Annotated in this window: 18 protein-coding genes; 3 read left to right on the plus strand and 15 right to left on the minus strand. The window is 58.3% G+C overall.

The window, feature by feature from the left end; all coding sequences use genetic code 11:
• Positions 1–13: 13 nt before the first annotated feature.
• Positions 14–1,270, minus strand: coding sequence for a flagellar hook protein FlgE (locus QM780_RS13625; RefSeq protein ID WP_415070996.1), 1,257 nt, complete (start codon positions 1,268–1,270; stop codon positions 14–16).
• Positions 1,215–2,045: a response regulator transcription factor gene (locus QM780_RS13630; protein WP_415070997.1), complete on the minus strand. Its 831-nt coding sequence runs from the start codon at positions 2,043–2,045 to the stop codon at positions 1,215–1,217. Before QM780_RS13630 ends, QM780_RS13625 begins: the two co-directional genes overlap by 56 nt.
• Before the next feature lie 448 nt (positions 2,046–2,493).
• Here QM780_RS13630 and QM780_RS13635 point away from each other — a divergent pair, with 448 nt between their 5' ends.
• The 3 genes from QM780_RS13635 (at position 2,494) to QM780_RS13645 (ending at position 3,736) form a co-directional block, all read left to right on the plus strand.
• Positions 2,494–2,856, plus strand: a complete 363-nt coding sequence (locus QM780_RS13635) for a PilZ domain-containing protein (RefSeq protein WP_415070998.1) — start codon at positions 2,494–2,496, stop codon at positions 2,854–2,856.
• A gap of 83 nt (positions 2,857–2,939) precedes the next feature.
• Entirely contained in the window at positions 2,940–3,374 is a 435-nt protein-coding gene (locus QM780_RS13640) for a molecular chaperone DnaJ (RefSeq protein WP_415070999.1), read from the plus strand.
• A 116-nt stretch (positions 3,375–3,490) separates the two neighbouring features.
• Positions 3,491–3,736: a hypothetical protein gene (locus QM780_RS13645; RefSeq protein WP_415071000.1), complete on the plus strand. Its 246-nt coding sequence runs from the start codon at positions 3,491–3,493 to the stop codon at positions 3,734–3,736.
• Between the two features lie 314 nt (positions 3,737–4,050).
• On the opposite strand, the gene QM780_RS13650 is transcribed toward QM780_RS13645, so the two are convergent.
• From QM780_RS13650 to flgG, 13 genes are all read right to left on the minus strand, one after another.
• Positions 4,051–5,571, minus strand: coding sequence for a flagellar hook-length control protein FliK (locus QM780_RS13650; protein ID WP_415071001.1), 1,521 nt, complete (start codon positions 5,569–5,571; stop codon positions 4,051–4,053).
• Positions 5,568–6,866 carry a hypothetical protein gene (locus QM780_RS13655; protein WP_415071002.1) on the minus strand — a complete coding sequence of 433 codons (1,299 nt, stop codon included), beginning with the start codon at positions 6,864–6,866 and terminating at the stop codon, positions 5,568–5,570. Before QM780_RS13655 ends, QM780_RS13650 begins: the two co-directional genes overlap by 4 nt.
• Positions 6,863–8,149: a MotB family protein gene (locus tag QM780_RS13660; RefSeq protein WP_415071003.1), complete on the minus strand. Its 1,287-nt coding sequence runs from the start codon at positions 8,147–8,149 to the stop codon at positions 6,863–6,865. Before QM780_RS13660 ends, QM780_RS13655 begins: the two co-directional genes overlap by 4 nt.
• Positions 8,146–8,664, minus strand: coding sequence for a hypothetical protein (locus QM780_RS13665; protein WP_415071004.1), 519 nt, complete (start codon positions 8,662–8,664; stop codon positions 8,146–8,148). The genes QM780_RS13660 and QM780_RS13665 overlap by 4 nt, the downstream gene beginning before the upstream one ends.
• 68 nt (positions 8,665–8,732) lie before the next feature.
• Positions 8,733–10,412 (minus strand): flagellar basal-body MS-ring/collar protein FliF, encoded by a 1,680-nt coding sequence (fliF, locus tag QM780_RS13670; protein ID WP_415071005.1) that lies wholly within the window; start codon positions 10,410–10,412, stop codon positions 8,733–8,735.
• A gap of 142 nt (positions 10,413–10,554) precedes the next feature.
• Complete coding sequence (locus QM780_RS13675) at positions 10,555–11,508, minus strand: flagellin (RefSeq protein WP_415071006.1); 954 nt, start codon at positions 11,506–11,508, stop codon at positions 10,555–10,557.
• A 212-nt stretch (positions 11,509–11,720) separates the two neighbouring features.
• Positions 11,721–12,461 (minus strand): flagellar type III secretion system pore protein FliP, encoded by a 741-nt coding sequence (fliP, locus tag QM780_RS13680; RefSeq protein WP_415071007.1) that lies wholly within the window; start codon positions 12,459–12,461, stop codon positions 11,721–11,723.
• Positions 12,458–12,961, minus strand: a complete 504-nt coding sequence (locus QM780_RS13685) for a flagellar basal body-associated FliL family protein (RefSeq protein ID WP_415071008.1) — start codon at positions 12,959–12,961, stop codon at positions 12,458–12,460. The genes fliP and QM780_RS13685 overlap by 4 nt, the downstream gene beginning before the upstream one ends.
• Positions 12,962–12,985: 24 nt before the next feature.
• Positions 12,986–13,720, minus strand: a complete 735-nt coding sequence (gene flgH / locus QM780_RS13690; RefSeq protein WP_415071009.1) for a flagellar basal body L-ring protein FlgH — start codon at positions 13,718–13,720, stop codon at positions 12,986–12,988.
• The gene (locus QM780_RS13695) at positions 13,707–14,429 is read right to left on the minus strand and encodes a MotE family protein (RefSeq protein WP_415071010.1); all 723 of its coding nucleotides are present in this window, start codon (positions 14,427–14,429) and stop codon (positions 13,707–13,709) included. Before QM780_RS13695 ends, flgH begins: the two co-directional genes overlap by 14 nt.
• Positions 14,426–15,532, minus strand: a complete 1,107-nt coding sequence (locus QM780_RS13700; protein WP_415071011.1) for a flagellar basal body P-ring protein FlgI — start codon at positions 15,530–15,532, stop codon at positions 14,426–14,428. The genes QM780_RS13695 and QM780_RS13700 overlap by 4 nt, the downstream gene beginning before the upstream one ends.
• Positions 15,529–16,014, minus strand: coding sequence for a flagellar basal body P-ring formation chaperone FlgA (flgA, locus tag QM780_RS13705; protein WP_415071012.1), 486 nt, complete (start codon positions 16,012–16,014; stop codon positions 15,529–15,531). The genes QM780_RS13700 and flgA overlap by 4 nt, the downstream gene beginning before the upstream one ends.
• Positions 16,014–16,802, minus strand: a complete 789-nt coding sequence (gene flgG, locus QM780_RS13710; RefSeq protein WP_415071013.1) for a flagellar basal-body rod protein FlgG — start codon at positions 16,800–16,802, stop codon at positions 16,014–16,016. The genes flgA and flgG overlap by 1 nt, the downstream gene beginning before the upstream one ends.
• Positions 16,803–16,808 lie beyond the last annotated feature (6 nt).

Genomic DNA, 16,808 nt, shown 5'->3' on the forward strand with positions numbered 1-16,808 from the left:
TTATGCTTCTCGCTCACCGGACTAGGTTCACGAGCACGTCCAAGAGTTCGGTACCGGTCTGAAACACTTTCGAATTCGCCGTGTAGTTTCGTTGCGCTTGGACCATCGTCGTCAGCTCCGAGGCAAGATCGACGGTGCTGCTTTCGAGCGCGCCGGACACAATCGCACCAAGACCGCCGGTGTTTCCGGTGCCCAACTGCAAATCGCCGGATTCCTTGTTCGTGGCATAAACGTTGCCGGAAATGGACGTGAGGTTGTCCGGGCTAGCGACGGTCGCGAGCGGAATTTTGAATGCGTCGACACGTGAGCCGTCGGCGTAGACTGCCGTCACGGTGCCGTCCTTGCTGATCTCAAGACGGTCAACTGCCGTCGGCGGGCTACCATTGGCGGTCGCCGTCTGCGGCGTGTAGTCGGCCGCCAGCTGGGTCATTTTGCTAATGTCGAGACTGAGCGTCGAGCCGTTGGGAATGTTGAGGCTCAGTGTTGGTCCGCCCGATGCCAGAGAACCGTCAGTCGGGTCGAACGTCAGCGTTTGGGTCGCCAACTGCGATCCGGTGGAGTACGGGAATCCTCCGTTGGTGGCTCCTGAAGCGTCATAAACGGTGACCTCCCAGGTGTTATCGGCGGTTTTGGCCGAATAGACATCGAGTGTCACCTGATGGCCGAGATTGTCGTAAGTCACGATCGACGTTTTGCCAGCGTAGGACGCCGTGGAAGCGTTTGCCGATGGCAGGTCGGCCGAGGCGGTCGCCGTCGCATCCGCGGGAAGGTTGACGTCGAACGTACCGCTCGTCGATGGCGTCGCCTTTAGACCCAGACCGCTCGTGCTGACCACCTGCAGGCCGGCCGCGCTGTTCATCACCGAGCTCGAGCTGCCGTCGAGGAGATTATATCCGAGCAGCTTGAAGCCGGCGGCATTGACCAGATCGCCGTTCGAATCCGCCACGAAATTGCCGGCGCGCGTGAGGAACGGCGTTCCAGCTGCGCTCTGGACCACGAAAAATCCTTCGCCACTGACGGCCAGGTCGGTCGCCGACTTCGTGTACGTGAAGTCACCCTGCTGCGATATCAGTCGGCGGGCGATCGTCGAAACGGAACCCGGAACATAGGCCGCCACGCTTCCTTCCGCGATCAGCGTTGCGAATTGGGTAGACGCTGCTTTGTAGCCAGTAGTGTTGATATTGGCGATATTGTCCGCGACCGTGCCCATCCGGTCAGACTGGACAGACATCCCCGAGACGCTCGTAGTCATTACACCGTAGAGACCCATCGACTTTCTCCTCGTCGCGAAAGCTGCTCGGCTCGATTAGATCATCCGTGCCTTGCGCGAGACTGGTAGGGGACTCTTCGACGAGCGGTGCGGTGTCGTCGGCGGCGAAGTCTTTCAAGCGATAGCCAAGAAAGCGCTGAGAATCGATCGGGTCGTAGCCGAGCTTTTGTTTCAAGCGTTTGCGCAGCCGGCTGATGTGGCTTTCGATGACGTTCTCGTGGATCTCGTCGTTGAAAATGCCATACACGCGGTTGAAGATCTGCGTCTTCGTGATGCGCGTGTTTCGGCTCAAGACCAGGCATTCCAGGATCCGCCGTTCGCGGCGCGGCAGAGGCAGGACCTCTCCGCTGACGATTGGATCGCGGCCGTCGAAAAAGATGCGGATGCCGGCGATATCGACACATTCGTCGACGGTTTGCATGCGGCGCCGGATGGCACCGCTGCGCGCCAGGATTTCCCGGACATGAAACGGCTTGGCGAGGACATCGTCGAAGCCGAGCGAAAACAGATCGAGCGTTTCGCTCAGGGCTCTGGCTTCGATCAGCCCCATGAGAGGGGCTCGACAGCGCGATCTAATTCGCGCCGAGATCTGCCGCCGGTTCGCGACCGCGCCGATGAGAAATCCTTCGATAACTCCGACGTCGCCTTCGTTGATGAGTTCGAACCACTCGAAGAATTCGGCTGGCTCAACTGCAGTTGCCGCTACTCCTTCGCGCTCAAAGCACGCGACGTAACCCCCTGCGACCGTCGAACGGTCGTCAAGCACAACGAACATGATGTCCCCCAAGCCCCGCAATCATTGGCATTGAAGGAAATACAGTGATTTACGCGACTTATTAACAACTATTTCATTATTGCATGACGCTGAAATGCCACGCCAAATCAAAAGTCAAGACTGTTTCCTTGCTTCTACACCAATCTGGAAATTCCCGGACATAGCTTGGGTTTTTCCATTCGTCAGGCATCCCCTGCCTATGCCTGGAGGCAATGGCGATATATATAAATCGGCATATTCAATTCGATAGATTCCGATCTATTTCAACATCATTGCATAAACCAACATCTGCTTATTTGAAATTGCTTGGCGCTTAATAAACATTTAATTCGCCAATTCGGGCTTATGGTTCCGTCGACACGCGATCAAATTAAGCAAAGTGTCGTCGGGTGCGTAGATGAGGCAGACCAAACTTCGAAGGTTCATAAATCGCTTTCAAGCCGAGGTCTTGATTCCAGAAGACGTTTCTTCCGACGAACGGCGAAACGAACAACGGCATGAAACGCGTCAGCACGTTGCTATCCAGTTTCGCGGCCTGCGTTTGATTTGCGATCTCGACGACCTGTCGGAGTCAGGGGCTAAAATCAGCGTCGGCGACGGAATTGTCCCCAATAAGGGCGAAAGTGTAACGCTGACGCTGTTTGACGGCACGACGATCGAAGGTGAAGTTTCGTGGCTCGAGGACAAGCATCTCGGCGTCGAATTTCGGCACCCGATCCCCGACGTCGATGAGCGACTCGATTGCGAGAATCTCGGGCGAGCATTTTTTGGCAAAGCGGTAACCCTGCAGAAGGCGAACCGGCGGAACTGATCGCGCGAGGAAGGTCAGCGTAATGCAAGCTGCGCGCCCTATGTTTTTGAAATAAATTTCTCCTTTAGCAGTTGCGATAACGAATGCCATCCGGGACGCCGCTACCGTCCAGCTTCGACTTGCTCATCGAAGAACTGTTCGGCACGGATAAACGGCCGGCTGGAGTGCCGCTGCCCAATCGTTTTTCCATCAATAGCCTGGAAGCCGCCTGGGCGTTGGCCTCGAATGCACGAGGTGGGCACCCGAACGGTAACCTCCGGCGGGATCCTTACGCTTCCGAAAGCGCCAGCGCCGATGGCACGGAGCCGATGCTTGATCCTAACAGAATCTTATTGGAACTCGGCCTGGCGTCGAACTTCTCAGAAGCCGATATCGCAACGCTGCGACGAGAGTTCGCGCTGAGGAACCATCCAGACCGCGTTAATCCCGAGTTAAGACAGCTTGCCACCCAACGCATGATGATCGCCAACGATCTTATGGATCGATATCTCGCAAGGCTCCGCGAAGGCGGCGGGTGAACCGGCATCGAAATAGCTAAAATGCGAAATGCTTCGTTGGCGATGTTCCTACCAATGTCATGTACTCTCATCGTTGCCGCCGGGTCTCACCGGTCGGAATGCGATGGGGTTCCCGGATGGACGAAGTAAACGCCGAGCTCGCGATGCTGCGCCTACGCATGGCAGGCATCGGCGCGCAACTTGACAGCAACTGGTCGGAAACGCTCGAAGCGCAGCGACATCTCGATCGCGACACGGATGAATGCGCCTACTGGCACGCCGGGTATTATCAAGCTCTGGCCGACGTCGTCAGTCTCATGTCGAAATCGGAAATCAGCGACGACATCGTGGGCACGTCCAAGCCGTTTCTGGCGGTCGGCTAGGATGCAGAAAGTTTCCACTCGGCATGAACTGGTGGAACATTTCGCATTCTTTTTCGAAGGCTCGTTGCTGTTCGACAAAGTGGCGAAACTTGAACTGTGATGCGGTTCCGATGTGCTCGCGGAGCTTGGCTTTGAGATCTTCCCCGGCGCTGCCAACGTAAGTGATCGCAAAGCGCCCGAGGTGATCGGTAAAGCCTAGCGCGTATGCGCCAGGGCAATGATCGACCAACTCTTCGTCGATGGCGTCGGCCGCGAGTGGGAATGGGCCGCGCAACCCCGTTCCTGTCAGTTCCTGCTGCATCGTTCAAGACAACCTAGATATAAACTGCGTTGCCGGAGCCGGCGATCCCGACATCGACGGGCATGGATTGCGGATCGGACTGTTTCTGGCGTTGCCGCGCCTGATCCGACGACGAACCGTCGCGCCGCTGCATCTCGCCGTCCTGCCGCCCGGAGAAGCCCGAACGCGCCTGATCGCCATCGCGCGTTTGAGAGCCATTTGCCTGCCAACCGCTGGAGTTCGACGAACCGCTCGCCGACGCATCGGTTATTTTCATGCTCGAAATATCGTAGCCGGCATCTTTCAAACCGCGCTCCAAATTCTGCCGATCGTCAATCAGCAGTTTCGCGGTCGAAGCCTTCGACGCCTCGGCTTCGATGCTGAGCGAATTAGATTTGAGACTGAGGCGCAGCTTGACCGCGCCGAGATCGGGCGGTGACAACGTGAGATCGAGCGTCTTCATAACTGGCGCGGCTGTTGAGCGAGCGGGAAGATCCACAGTCGAGGCGCTATTGCCCGCATCCGCATTGGCGGTTGCCAGACCTGCGATGACGCCGTCACGAACCTGGTTCGTCACGCCTGCCGATGACGGCTGCAGATTCGAGTTCAACGAGAAGATCTTATCAAGCGTTGAGGACGGATCGGCCTTCTCGAGCTTGTGCTCAGGAGGCAATACGGGCGTCTGACTTTGGTTCTGAGTGCCCGGATTATTCCCTCCGCCGCTGTCTGCAAACGCAGAATTGGGCATTTGAACCGATTGAGGCAGCGTCATCGATTGAGTTGCGGCCTTAACCTCAGCATCGCCAGTCGGTTTGCCAACCGAGATTTGGTCCTTCGACACGTTCGCCTTGGCAGCGGATGCCTGCAGAATCATCGGGGCATCCGCTTGAAGAGCTGCGAGTTTGGAAGTGGTTGCCGTCAGCGCAGTATCGGCGAAGTTCCAATGCGTTTCGCGGCGATCAACCGTTATCGGCGTCGCCTCGCTCTCTTCATCCGACGTAACCGGCAGTTGATCGGAGGACGTGTCGTCGGTAGATGGCTGCGCTTTCAGCTCGCCGTCGTTAGTGAACAGCCGCTCTTTCGCACTCATCAGTGCCAGAATGCTCTTTTGCGGCAGCAGCGATGTCGGACGAGACACACTTTGTGTCTGCGACTCGGCCGTGGTTGTCTTGTCGAGGGGCAAAGCGGGGGCGTTACTTGCGGCGATCGATGCCAGCGCGGTATCGGTCGGGAGGCTCGTTGCTCCGGTGGGCTTTGCGCCGGCGCCGTCGGTTTGATCCTGGCCCATACTGTCGAACGTATCCTCGAACGAGCTATCGTCGTCGGACTTCGCATCGCCGTGCTCTCGCTTCGCAGCCTTCTCGGTTTTATCAACGCGGGGCTCGGACGTATCGGTTTCGCGGGGAGACGAATTTTGCGACGTCTCATCAGGCAGAGATTTTTCATCACCGGACTGCTTAAGATGGCCACGGTGAGTCACCGTGGCTTTCCCGGATACAGATTGCAGGAGAGCTTCGACTCCGCTGGGCGTCGCCTTTCCAACTGCTACCGTCATTCCTTGCTCCCAGAAATAATCGAATCTGCTTCTTTCAAAATTTTATCCGCCCTAGTCAGCGCAATCTCTGCCTTGATCGCGCTTGATCCTTGAGGCTTTGGCGACGACTGCGCTTTGCCTGTCGCATTCGCCGTGTCGGCCGAGGGCTGTGCTCCTGAATTGACTACCGACTTGGCGATGAAATCTGCGGCGTCCCGCATCTCGGTGTCTTCTTCCGAAAGACGATCGGCCGTGATCTGATCCAACGCCTTGAGCGCACTTCCGGCGGCGTCGGACGGGGCATCGGCTGCGGCCGCATAGAGCTTCGCTTTTTCCAGATTTTCCGGCGAAGCCTCTTGCGTTGCCAGAACTTTGACCGCTGCGGCTTTGGCTAGTTTGAGGCGGCCCTGAAGCAAAGCTTCGCCGGCAAGATCGACAAAGAGTCCTGAAGATGCGTCCCCTTCGCTCGCTGGGAATGAGGCAGCAAGCAGATTGACGATCGATTCGCCATCGAACCCAGGGTGCTTTGCCACAGCTTGGGAGAAATCTCTGAAAAGCTTCCAGGCGTAAATTGAGCGGCCAAATTCGCGGACGTAGCTCGTCGTCAGCGTCATGGCGCGTTGCGTATCGCCGGCATCGAGAAGGAGGGGGATTTCACGCCGTGCGGAGGCTTCGTCTATAGCCGTGTGCGGCGCGGCCAAGCGCGCTTCATCGAGAAGGCCGATGGCTTTAGCGCGATCGTTATCGAGATACAGCGATGCCCGTGCGAGAGCGAACGGTCCGACCAGACTGACGTCGAGCGAGCGCGGATCGATATCCTCCAATTCCTCGCGCGCTTTTTTCTGCAATCCTTCAGCGAAGCTCATGATGCCGGTCGCCAAACGCCGGTCGGCCTCGCCAAGCGAATCGAGTTCTATGAGCGGCCTTAAAACCTGAGCGTCACCGCCGCTCAATACATACAGCAGGCTTGTGCGGACGTTGACGTAGTCTCGCTTCTCCTCTTCCGTGAAGTCGCGAATTTCGCGTGCGATATCATTTAAGAGACGCTGTTGGTCGGCAAGCACACCTCGATCACCGCGTATGATCCGGTCCTGAACGGCGCCGAGTTGCTCGACCAGCCGAAGCGTGTGCTTTCTGGCCTGTTCCTCCTCGCTGGCGCTTTCCGAATAGCTCGGCACGCCATGGGCGGAAGCCGATGCGGCGTCCTGCGCCGATTTTCCGTAGATAGAAGCAGGCTTGAAATAGACGACGAAGCCGGCTGAGGCGCCGGCCAGAACGACGAACAACGCTGCAGCGATCAGCGCGATCCGCTTCATTTTTTGTCCTCTTTTATGAGGATATCGATCCGTCGGTTGGCAGCCGCCAATGTGTCTGAGGGTACTTTCGGATCGCGATCGGCACGGCCTTCGATCGCCACCACGCGCGCTTCGTCGACCCCGCCGCGCAGCAGCATGTAATAAGCCATTTGCGCTCGCGCCGCAGAGAGGCGCCAATTGTCGTAAATGCGGCTCTTGTAAGGGCGCGAGTCGGTATGACCTCGAACAATGATATTGCCGCTCTTGCCGCTCAAAAGGTGGCCGAGCTTCTCCATGACGAGGACAAGTTCGGGACGCGGCTTCGCCGAGCCGACTTCGAACATGCCGAAATCGGCATTATCCAGAAGGCTGACGAGTATTCCTTCCTGCGTCGCCTTTACCTCGATCATCGGCAAATCGTGTGAGACGGTGGCGACGGCGCTGCTGATCTGCTCGTTGAGTTTTTTTGCTTCCTCGTCTTTATCGTGGGTTTTATCTTCTTTCTTCGCCTGGTCCAAAGTCGCGGGCGTCGGCTTTTCGGTCGTGTCTTCCTGCGACTTCGGTTTATCAGCCACCCCGCTCGGCGAAGGTTTCGTTGCAAGCCGTTGCTGGTCTTTCGTGACCGGCTGCTCGCTTCCGGCAGGCAAGGCGCGCGCCGCAGGTGATGGCTGAGGAGGCACTACCGGTGCCGCTTCAGGCGCGGGTTTCAAAGTTACAGCAGACTTTCCCGCGCGGCGGTTGATGCGGTCAAAAGGGTCGCTGATATTGCCGTCCGAAGAGCTGGCAGCTGTGCTTGGTTGGCTGCCGCGAGCCTCGTCGGCCAACTTCTCGAGCAAATTGCCGGGATTGTCGAAAAGCGCCAGTTCCTTCATATCCTCTGCGCTTTTACCGCCCGAACCAGCGCTCGGCTTGTGAGACGCGTCGTCCTTGGCTTCGCCGCTGCGCTCCTTGTTGTCCCGCTCAGCCTGCTGCTTTGCCTTGTCGTCGACGACCTGCTTTTCGAAACCTTTTTTACTTTTTTCTTCGGAAGGTCTCGACAAAGACTCGTCTAGGTCCTCAAGACCTTTGGGCGCTGCGTAGCGATCGGTCAGGCGGACAGGATTGAAATATGCGGCAACCTGCACGATCGTCTTCTTATCAGCGGCGTTGATCAGCCACATGACGAGAAAGAACGCCATCATGGCTGTCATGAAGTCCGCGTAGGCGATCTTCCAGACACCACCATGATGCGCCTCATCAGTATTGCGGCGGCGGCGGACGATAACCAGCGGCTGCGATGAAACGTCTTCCTGACCGTTGCTCATATTGCCGCCGTCTCAAGCTCGGCGATCCATGCCGAAATGTTGACTTCAATCACAGTGTCTTCGATGTGAGCTCGAACGTCGGCGCTCGAACTTTCCGAGTAGCCGATCTGAAGAGCATCTGTCGGCAGTCGCTCGCGAAGATGCTGAACAATCTCGGCTGGCGCCTCGATGTGAATTTTTGCGCCTTCCGACATCGCCCTCGAGATGGCTCGTTCGAGATCCTCCAGCGCGCGACCTCGCAATCGATCGGTAAGCCACGGCTTCAGTAGGCTGGCGACACGCGCCTCTATGCTGTGCCCGATTGACTTTGCCGCGCTGTCCAGACGGGCAATGAGCACGTCGGCGAACGCTTCTTCCCAGCTCTGCTTTTCGGTCGCAAGTTCTTCGGCGTGCCGAACTCCGGCTTCGTTCAAGAGAATCTCGGCGTCGGCTTCCGCTTCAGCGCGGCCCTCCGCCTGCCCTTGCCGATGGCCGTCCTCGAATGCGGCCTTCAACTCGGCTTCATAGTCGCGCATATCGTTCGCCGAACCCGCAGGCCCGAAGTCCGACAAAAGAGAGAACGCCGAACTGTGACGCCGCCCCATCATCCGTTCTTAACCCAATGCTTCATAACCGCGGTGGCTTGATCTTCGTCGCGATCGATGATGGCTCCTAGCTTTTCGACCGGACCTAGCGCGAGCGAACGACCGAACGAAAGCCCCGTTCCGAAATCGCTTCCGGAACTTCCAATCCCGTCAAACGGATTCGCTCCAGGTTCCAGAAGCGGCGATGCCATTTCGGGCATGTCGATCGGCGCGGCGCCTGTTCCGGTGATTGCCGCCATCGGCGCTTCGAGCGCCGCAACGCCGCCTTCGATCGCGGGCGTGCCATTCGACAGCAGGGTCCGCATCACGGGACGGAAGCCCGCCATGATGATGATCGTGACGACGAGAAGAATTGTCAGCGACCGCATGCCGGTGCCGGCAAGGCTCATCAGCATCGAAGCCCATGCCGTCCCTGCGCTGCCCTCCGCTTCGAACGGCGTGGGTGCAAAATCGACGGCGGCAACGCTGATGTTATCTCCGCGCTTGGTGTCTATCCCGGCAGCGGATAATGCAATCTTCTCAATTTCGGCAACCTGCTTGTCGACGTCTTCGGGCTTCGCGTCCTTGCCCAGAGAGTCCATCAGGCGCTTCTTGTTGACGACAACGGACACCGAGATGTTTGCGATTTTATACCCTTCACTGGTCGATGACGCAGATTTCGAACTGATCTCGTAGTTCGTCGTCTCCTCTTTGCGGTCCTGGGCACGCTTTGTCTGGTCTTTGTTGCTCGTCTGCTCGTTCGGAATGTTTTCCTGGACGCTGACGTTCGATTTGCCGGAGGCGTCCTGCGAGCTTTGGGCTTCCTTGATAAAGCGCGTAGACCGTTCAACCTTGCTGTCGGGGTCGAACTTCGTTTCCGTCGTCTGCAGCTTGTCGATATTCAAGCGGGCGATGGCGCTAACTTCGAAGTTGTCGAGCCCCAGGTACGGCGACAGCGTCCTGCGGACACTATCCTGAATCTGCGTCGAGACGGTGCGCTCGAGGTCAAGCATCTGCACTGGTGCATCGCCGCCGGCAAGACCATTGCTCCCGCCAAGGATCGAGCCGTCGGTGCCGATCACCTGCACTTCATCCGGGTTCATTTCCGGAATTGCGGCGGCGACGAGGTGCTTGATGGCGGGGGCGGCGGTGGCGTCACCAGCGACGTCCGTTCTGATGACGACCGAAGCGGAAGGTGCTTCCTTCTTCACCTGCAGCGCGTTCTGGTTGGGCATGAAGATGTGGACGCGTGCCGCCCTTACACCCTTCAGATACTGAATAGTTCTCGACAACTCGCCTTCGAGCGCGCGAACTCTCGTCACCTCCTGCATGAACGAAGTAAGGCCGAGCGCGCCCAACTTATCGAAAAGTTCATAGCCTGCCGTCTGACTCCCAGGCAGGCCCTTTTCTGCCAGCAAAGCTCTTGCCTGACCGGTCTGTCCGATGGGGACGCTGATCTTGGTTCCGTCCATACTGCTCTCGAACGGAATGCCGGCCTCGGTAAGCGCGGTCCCCATACGGCTGATATCGGGAGGCGTGAGGCCAACGTAGAGCGTTTCGTAACTGGAACGGGATGCGAAATAGCTGCCTATCGTTATGAGCGCGAACACGAATAGCCCCGCCACGCCGAGCGCCATCAGACGCTGGCGGCCGAGGCCGAGCAAACTTCGGTACAAATTTTCGAACTGGCGCCAATCCATCTCGCAACCTTGCCGGCAAAGTTTCCGGCCAACGGTAGAGATGGAACCTTGTGCAAAGGTGACGGGCCGCTTCCGGAAGGGAGCGGCCCGCCAAGTCTCAGATGAAAGGGGCCCGGCTGCTAGAGTTGCCGGGTCCGGTTCATTAGCTACGGAAGAGCGACAGGATGTTCTGGCTCGACTGGTTGGCGATGCTCAGCGCCTGGACGCCAAGCTGCTGCTTGACTTGTAGAGCCTGCAGTCTGGTCGACTCTTCGTTCATGTCGGCGTCAACCAGCTGAGAAACGCCCGTGCTGATCGAGTCCATCAGAGACGACACGAAGTCGGTCTGCAGATCGATGCGCTTCTGGGCCGAGCCGAGGTTGGTCGCAGCGGTGGTCATCTGCTGATAAGCAGCGTCGACGCCCGCGATGTAGCCGTTCAGGATGTCCTGATCGCTGGCGCTGTCGGTCAGGCTGCTGATATCGATGCTCATGACCGACGTGCCGCCCGTCGTAACGATGGCACCCGTCGTGCTGCGCTGCGAATCGAGGATGCCGCCGGCGCCGGAAGCAGTCGAGGAGTCGAACAGGACCGACGAGGAGGTGTCGACGCTGATCGTGCCGACCGAAACGGTGCCCGTCGACGTACGAGAGAACGAAGAAACGATCGTCTTCGTCGCTGTGTAACCGCTGACAGACGAATCGACCGAAACCCAGTTTTCGCCCGAGAAGCTCGCAGAGTCGGCGATGCCCTTCAGCTGATCCTGGAGCTGCGTGATTTCCGACTGGATCTTCGAGCGGTCAACGCCCGGCGAAGCCGCCGCGACTAGCTTGTCCTTGATCTGACCGACGAGCGTGATGCTCTGGTTGATAGCGTTATAGGCGACGTCAACGGTGCCTTTGCCGAGGCCGAGCGCGTCCTGAACCGTCGAAAGCGCGTCGTTGTCCGACTTCATCGTCGTTGCGATCGACCAATAGGCGGCGTTATCAGAGGCGCTCGCAACCTTCAGGCCGGTCGAAATTCTGTTCTGCGTCGTCAGCAGGTCCTTGGAGGTCTGCTGCAGCGACTGCAGAGCCGTCATTGCGGAAATGTTTGTATTTATACTGCTCATGCCCATGTCCCTTGTCCTTTTACTCGGCACTAAACGCTACGGGGACATACCGGGTCTTCCGGCTTGACAGCTCGGCTTCATGCCTATGGCGCGGTTGTTGGCTGCCACTCCGTCATAGTGATGACGGATACCGGAGAGGTGTTTCTTAATAGTTAATAATTCGGCGCCGAATGTTAATTCTTCTGCTGGGGCCACTCGGGCGAGCGCCGTGGTGCCGCTCAGGTGAAGGACTTTACGAGCGCTCCGACGAGCAGGCTCCATCCGTCAACGAGAACGAAAAACAGCACCTTGAGCGGGAGCGCTACGACCGTCGGGGGCATCATCATCATACCCATGGCGGTCATGATCGTGGCCACCACAAGATCTATGACGAGGAACGGCAGCGTTATGAGAAAGCCGATCTCGAAGCCGCGGCGTAATTCCGAAACCATGAATGCAGGAACGAGGACGCGGAGATCGTCTGGCCCAGCCTTATTTTGATCGCCGAAGCGCTCGGCCGACATTTGTTCGAAAAGAGCCAGATCCTTGTCGCGGACGTTGGCTTTCATGAAGGTGCGGAAGGGCTCTGTCGTCCTTGTATAGCCATCCTGCTGGCTGATCTTGTTCTCGACCATCGGCTTGACGCCGTTGTCCCACGCCTGCTGGAAGGTCGGCGCCATCACGAACAACGTCATAAAAAGCGCAAGACTGACCAGAACGAGATTGTTGGGCGTCGTCTGCAGGCCGAGACCGGTGCGCAGGAACGAGAACGCGATCAGGAATCGCGTGAACGACGTGACCATCATCAATAAGCCCGGGGCGACCGAGAGTACGGTCATCACCACCAGGAGCTGGACAATCCGGCCTGATACGCTCGCGTCTCCAGCCGGGAAAAGCGTCTGGAAATCGATCGTCTGCGCGGACGCCGCTTGTACCGAGATCAACAGGACCGCACAGGCAGTGAGAAGCTTCCGAATCATTCGAATACCAATCCGCCGATCAACAAGCCGAGGACAGCCCCGCGGCCGCGGATCCGGGCGCGGTCATCGAGTTGCTCGCGCAAATTCTGGAAGCCTCGCACGCCCTCTATATCGGAGACGTTCAAGCCTTTGAGGTAAGCGATGACATCTTCCCGGACTTCCCCGATCAACGTGGTGCTTTCCGGCGTGCCGTGCGCGACTATGATAGAAACGTCCAGACGGGCGCGCACTTTCGGATCGGTGCCAAGATCGGTGATGACCGAGGGAATTGCCAATTCGATCGCGTCTGCCGGAAACCGCCCGGCGACGGGCGCAGCTGGAGGCGGAGGTGATGTGTCCTCGGCGTGCGTTGCGTCTGGCTGCGAAGGGGACGGTATCGCAAGGAACCCAAAGGCAGCGCCGCCTCCCGCGCCCAATAGAACGGCTGCGATGAGCGAAAGCAGGTAATTCCCGCCGCCTCCTCCGTCCTGCTTTTCTTTCTTTGCCTTGTTTTTCGCCACTTGATGTCCCCCGCCAGTCAAGATTTAGAACGGAGCGACGGTGTCGAGGATTTGCTGACCATATGCGGGCTGTTGAATTTCCATGACGCGGCCGCGGCCGCCGTAGGAAACTCGCGCTTCCGCGATTTTTTCATACGAGATGGTGTTGTCAGTCGCGATATCGCGCGGACGGATCACACCTTGGACGTTCAGGACACGAAGCTCATAGTTGACGCGCACTTCCTGCGAGCCTGAGATGACGAGATTGCCGTTCGGCAGAACCTGGCTGACAACAGCGCCGACGAGAAGATTGATCGTTTCCGAGCGGCCGACGGAGCCCTTGGAGTCGGTGGATGTCGTGCGGTCGAGATTGCCATCCAGCTTGCCGGAGCCCGAGGGCCCGGGTGCGCCAAAGCCGAAATTGAAATCGGCAGACGACGTCAAGCCGACGCTCGAATCGCGTGAGCGATTCAAATTGCTATCTAGCGACGCCTTGTCGTTTATTTGGATTTTAACTGTTACAACGTCGCCGACATGCATGGCGCGGGCGTCGCGAAAGAGATCTGCGCCGGCATCCTGCCATGTCGAATTCCCCGAATGATAAGCGACGGGAGTTACGGGCAGATTGATCGATGCCGTTCGCGATGGCGCAAGGCCGCTTCCAACAGGCGACATCGCAGGCTCGCGGCCCACTTCACGCAATTGATCGGCGCATGCCGTGAGCAATAGTGAAAGCGATGCGAATGCCCATGCTCGCCATGGAATTCTATTGCTGGGCATCGGCTTTACGCTCCCGCTGCATTGCGAGTTCACCAGCGCCGCTAATAATGGCCGACAGACGAGCCGCCTTGGCGACATCCATCTCCGCCAAGATTGGGCTCGCCACCTTGGGCGAAAGCTTCGAAATAATCGCCGATGAGGTCATTTCCTCCATCACCGCGAGCTGTGCCGCAGCAGAATCGGGCTTCATCCGGCTGTAGATCTGGACGAGGGAATCGGTGGCGCGCGCGGCAAAATCCTCTCGCAACTTCATCCAGTTTTTCAGCACTTCAGCTTTTGCCGTAAGGAGCGAAATCCGATCGTCGATGTCTTTTTGCGCCTTCTGCAAATCGCGCGTCTGCTGAGCGATTTGCGCGGCCGACGTCGTATCAATAACGCTCGAGCAATATTGCTGCGCGGGGCTCAGCTCCGGTTTGACCGTCGGCGGTAAGGGAAGAGCGTCGGGGTCTTTCCCATCTGACTTTTCGGGCTTGCTGTCGTCAACGGCTATGCGGAAGGAGTAGGCGATAGGCTCGGAGGCTCCGGCGGTTTGGCGAAGCTCCAACGACCGTGCGCTTCTGTCGACAGGCGGCCCGACCATCGGCTTCATCAGGCTATCGGCGAAGGATGGCGATGTGCCGAGGACCAAAGCAGCGAGGACGATGGCGACGACGCCGCTAATATCCAAGAGTGCCGCGGCGCGAGTCCAACTTATGATTCCAGGCTTCATTGTACGACGAGCTCCGCTTGCAACGCGCCCGCCGTCTTCATCGCCTGCAGGATCGCGATAATGCCGATTGGCTTTAAGCCCATTTTGTTAAGTGCGCTGACAAGCTCGCGCAGGTTGGCGCCGTTTACCGTCGCAACGTTGCCGCCGGCTTCATTTACGTCGACTTGCGTATTGGGCACGACAACCGTCTCACCACCACGAGAGAACGGAAGCGGCTGCGAGACCTGAGGCGTTTCGGTGACGCGCACTGTTATATTGCCGTGCGCCACGGCGACGGTCGAAATTTTTACTTCGCTGCCGATGACGATCGTCCCCGTTCGCTCGTCGATTACGACGCGCGCCGACTGATCCGGATCGACTTCAAGCTCGCCGAGCTCGGCGAGAAGCCGGGAGGACAGAATGCCGGGAGGTTTGCGGATCATGATGCTCTGCCAGTCGCGGGCTCTGGCGAGCGGCATGCCGAAGCGGCCTTTGGCAAAGTCATTGATGACGTCCATTATCCGCACGGCCGTCGTGAAGTCCGGATTGCGGAGTTCGAACTCGAGCGGCATTGATTCATCGAAGGCGCCCGGGGCGTCCTGCTCGACGATGGCGCCATTCGGTATCCGGCCGCGCGTCGGAATTCCCGACGTGATCGATTCGGCCGCGCCTTTTGCGAGATATCCCGAGATCGTCACTGCGCCTTGCGCAGCGGCATAAATTTTCTGGTCGGCGCCCGAAAGCGGCGTCAAAATCAGGGCGCCACCTGCCAACGACTTGGCATCACCAATCGACGACACCGTCACGTCGAAGCGCGCACCCTTTGACGCGAACGGCGGAAGTTCGGCAGTGACCATGACAGCGGCGACGTTTCGCGTTCGCGGCTCGTATTGCGAGCCTCGAATGTTGACGCCCATTCGATCGAGCATCGCCTGCACCGACTGCTGCGTGAACGGCGAGTTGCGCAGCGTGTCGCCTGTTCCGTTGAGGCCTACGACAAGGCCATAGCCCACGACCTGGTTGACGCGGACGCCTTTGAGATCGGTAATATCCTTGATTCGCGTGGCTTGAGCGGAAGCCGTCGCGGCGAGCAGGAAAAACAATGCGGCGATCGCCAATTTCATTGATCGCTCACCGTCAGCGACTGATCGGCTTCGATGCGCGCCTTGATGATCACGCCGGATTCCGGATTGCGAACGTTGATGATTTCTCCCGCGGCTCCCGATTGCAGGGGAACGCCGACGCCGATGATCGAAACGTATTTGGAATTGTAGGTGAGTTTATAGGTGCGTCCTTGCTTAATGAGATCCTCGGCACGCACGCCCGATTCTGGAATCAATTCGCCGGGCAAGAGAGTGCGGCGCGCGACTTTGCCGATAAGATCCTGTTCGTTCTCGCCGAATACGGGCGGATTGTCGGGCGACACGATCAGCTGCCGCTCAATGAGAGTTCCATCGCTGATCCGGTCGCCCGGATAGATGACAGCGCGCGGCACGAAGACCGTCCGACCGGAATCGCCTGCGTCGGCTGCCACGCTGAATGCGAAGCCGGCGAGCAGCGTGACACCGATGAGGACCTTACCTCGCATGTCGCGCGAGAGAGACATCAGCGGATGTCCTTCGTGATCACGTTATACATATCGTCAGCCGCCGATATGACCTTTGAATTCATTTCATAGGCACGCTGAGCCGTGATGAGCTCAGTGATTTCCTTGACCGGATCGACATTCGAGCTTTCGAGATAACCCTGCTGAATGGTGGCGAAACCATCGTCGCCAGGATTGCCGATAACGGGCGTGCCGGAAGCCTGCGTTTCCTGGAAGAGGTTGCCTCCCAGAGGCGCGAGGCCGGTTTCGTTCGCGAAATTTGCCAACGTCAATTGACCGAGAAGCTGCTGCGTTCCGGTCGTCCCGACGATCGCGTAGACCTGCCCGGAGGCATTGACAGTAATGTCGGTGGCATTGGTCGGGACAGTAATGCTGGGAATGACGAGGTTGCCGTCGAGCGTGATGAGCTGGCCCGTCGCATTTCTGTTGAAGGCGCCATCACGGGTATAAAGGATTTCGTTATTTTCGCCCTGAACCTGAAAATAGCCACGGCCGTTCAATGCGAGATCGTAGTGATTGTTGGTCGAAGCGAGCGACCCCTGCATCGACAGATGGCGGATCGCGACCGTCCTGGCACCGAGACCGATGGAGTTGCCCTCGGGAATGATGGTTTCGTCGTCGCGAGCCAGCGTACCGGCGGGGCGATCGGTCTGGTACAGCAAATCAGCGAACTCGGCACGAGATCTCTTGAAGCCGGTCGTATTGATATTCGCGACGTTGTTGGCGATGACCTCAACGTTGGTTTGTTGCGCGGCCATGCCGGTCGCCGCAATCGAAAGCGCTCGCATGGATCG

It is taken from the genome of Hyphomicrobium sp. (genome assembly GCF_047600905.1).
Lineage (GTDB): Bacteria > Pseudomonadota > Alphaproteobacteria > Rhizobiales > Hyphomicrobiaceae > Hyphomicrobium_B.

What these genes read in the sequence shown, in the direction of transcription:
- QM780_RS13625 (WP_415070996.1), bottom strand. Translation starts at nt 1,270, where the DNA reads ATGGGTCTCTACGGTGTAATGACTACGAGCGTCTCGGGGATGTCTGTC.
- QM780_RS13630 (WP_415070997.1), bottom strand. Translation starts at nt 2,045, where the DNA reads ATGTTCGTTGTGCTTGACGACCGTTCGACGGTCGCAGGGGGTTACGTC.
- QM780_RS13640 (WP_415070999.1), top strand. Translation starts at nt 2,940, where the DNA reads ATGCCATCCGGGACGCCGCTACCGTCCAGCTTCGACTTGCTCATCGAA.
- QM780_RS13645 (WP_415071000.1), top strand. Translation starts at nt 3,491, where the DNA reads ATGGACGAAGTAAACGCCGAGCTCGCGATGCTGCGCCTACGCATGGCA.
- QM780_RS13650 (WP_415071001.1), bottom strand. Translation starts at nt 5,571, where the DNA reads ATGACGGTAGCAGTTGGAAAGGCGACGCCCAGCGGAGTCGAAGCTCTC.
- QM780_RS13655 (WP_415071002.1), bottom strand. Translation starts at nt 6,866, where the DNA reads ATGAAGCGGATCGCGCTGATCGCTGCAGCGTTGTTCGTCGTTCTGGCC.
- QM780_RS13660 (WP_415071003.1), bottom strand. Translation starts at nt 8,149, where the DNA reads ATGAGCAACGGTCAGGAAGACGTTTCATCGCAGCCGCTGGTTATCGTC.
- QM780_RS13665 (WP_415071004.1), bottom strand. Translation starts at nt 8,664, where the DNA reads ATGCGCGACTATGAAGCCGAGTTGAAGGCCGCATTCGAGGACGGCCAT.
- fliF (WP_415071005.1), bottom strand. Translation starts at nt 10,412, where the DNA reads ATGGATTGGCGCCAGTTCGAAAATTTGTACCGAAGTTTGCTCGGCCTC.
- QM780_RS13675 (WP_415071006.1), bottom strand. Translation starts at nt 11,508, where the DNA reads ATGGGCATGAGCAGTATAAATACAAACATTTCCGCAATGACGGCTCTG.
- fliP (WP_415071007.1), bottom strand. Translation starts at nt 12,461, where the DNA reads ATGATTCGGAAGCTTCTCACTGCCTGTGCGGTCCTGTTGATCTCGGTA.
- flgH (WP_415071009.1), bottom strand. Translation starts at nt 13,720, where the DNA reads ATGCCCAGCAATAGAATTCCATGGCGAGCATGGGCATTCGCATCGCTT.
- QM780_RS13695 (WP_415071010.1), bottom strand. Translation starts at nt 14,429, where the DNA reads ATGAAGCCTGGAATCATAAGTTGGACTCGCGCCGCGGCACTCTTGGAT.
- QM780_RS13700 (WP_415071011.1), bottom strand. Translation starts at nt 15,532, where the DNA reads ATGAAATTGGCGATCGCCGCATTGTTTTTCCTGCTCGCCGCGACGGCT.
- flgA (WP_415071012.1), bottom strand. Translation starts at nt 16,014, where the DNA reads ATGTCTCTCTCGCGCGACATGCGAGGTAAGGTCCTCATCGGTGTCACG.
- flgG (WP_415071013.1), bottom strand. Translation starts at nt 16,802, where the DNA reads ATGCGAGCGCTTTCGATTGCGGCGACCGGCATGGCCGCGCAACAAACC.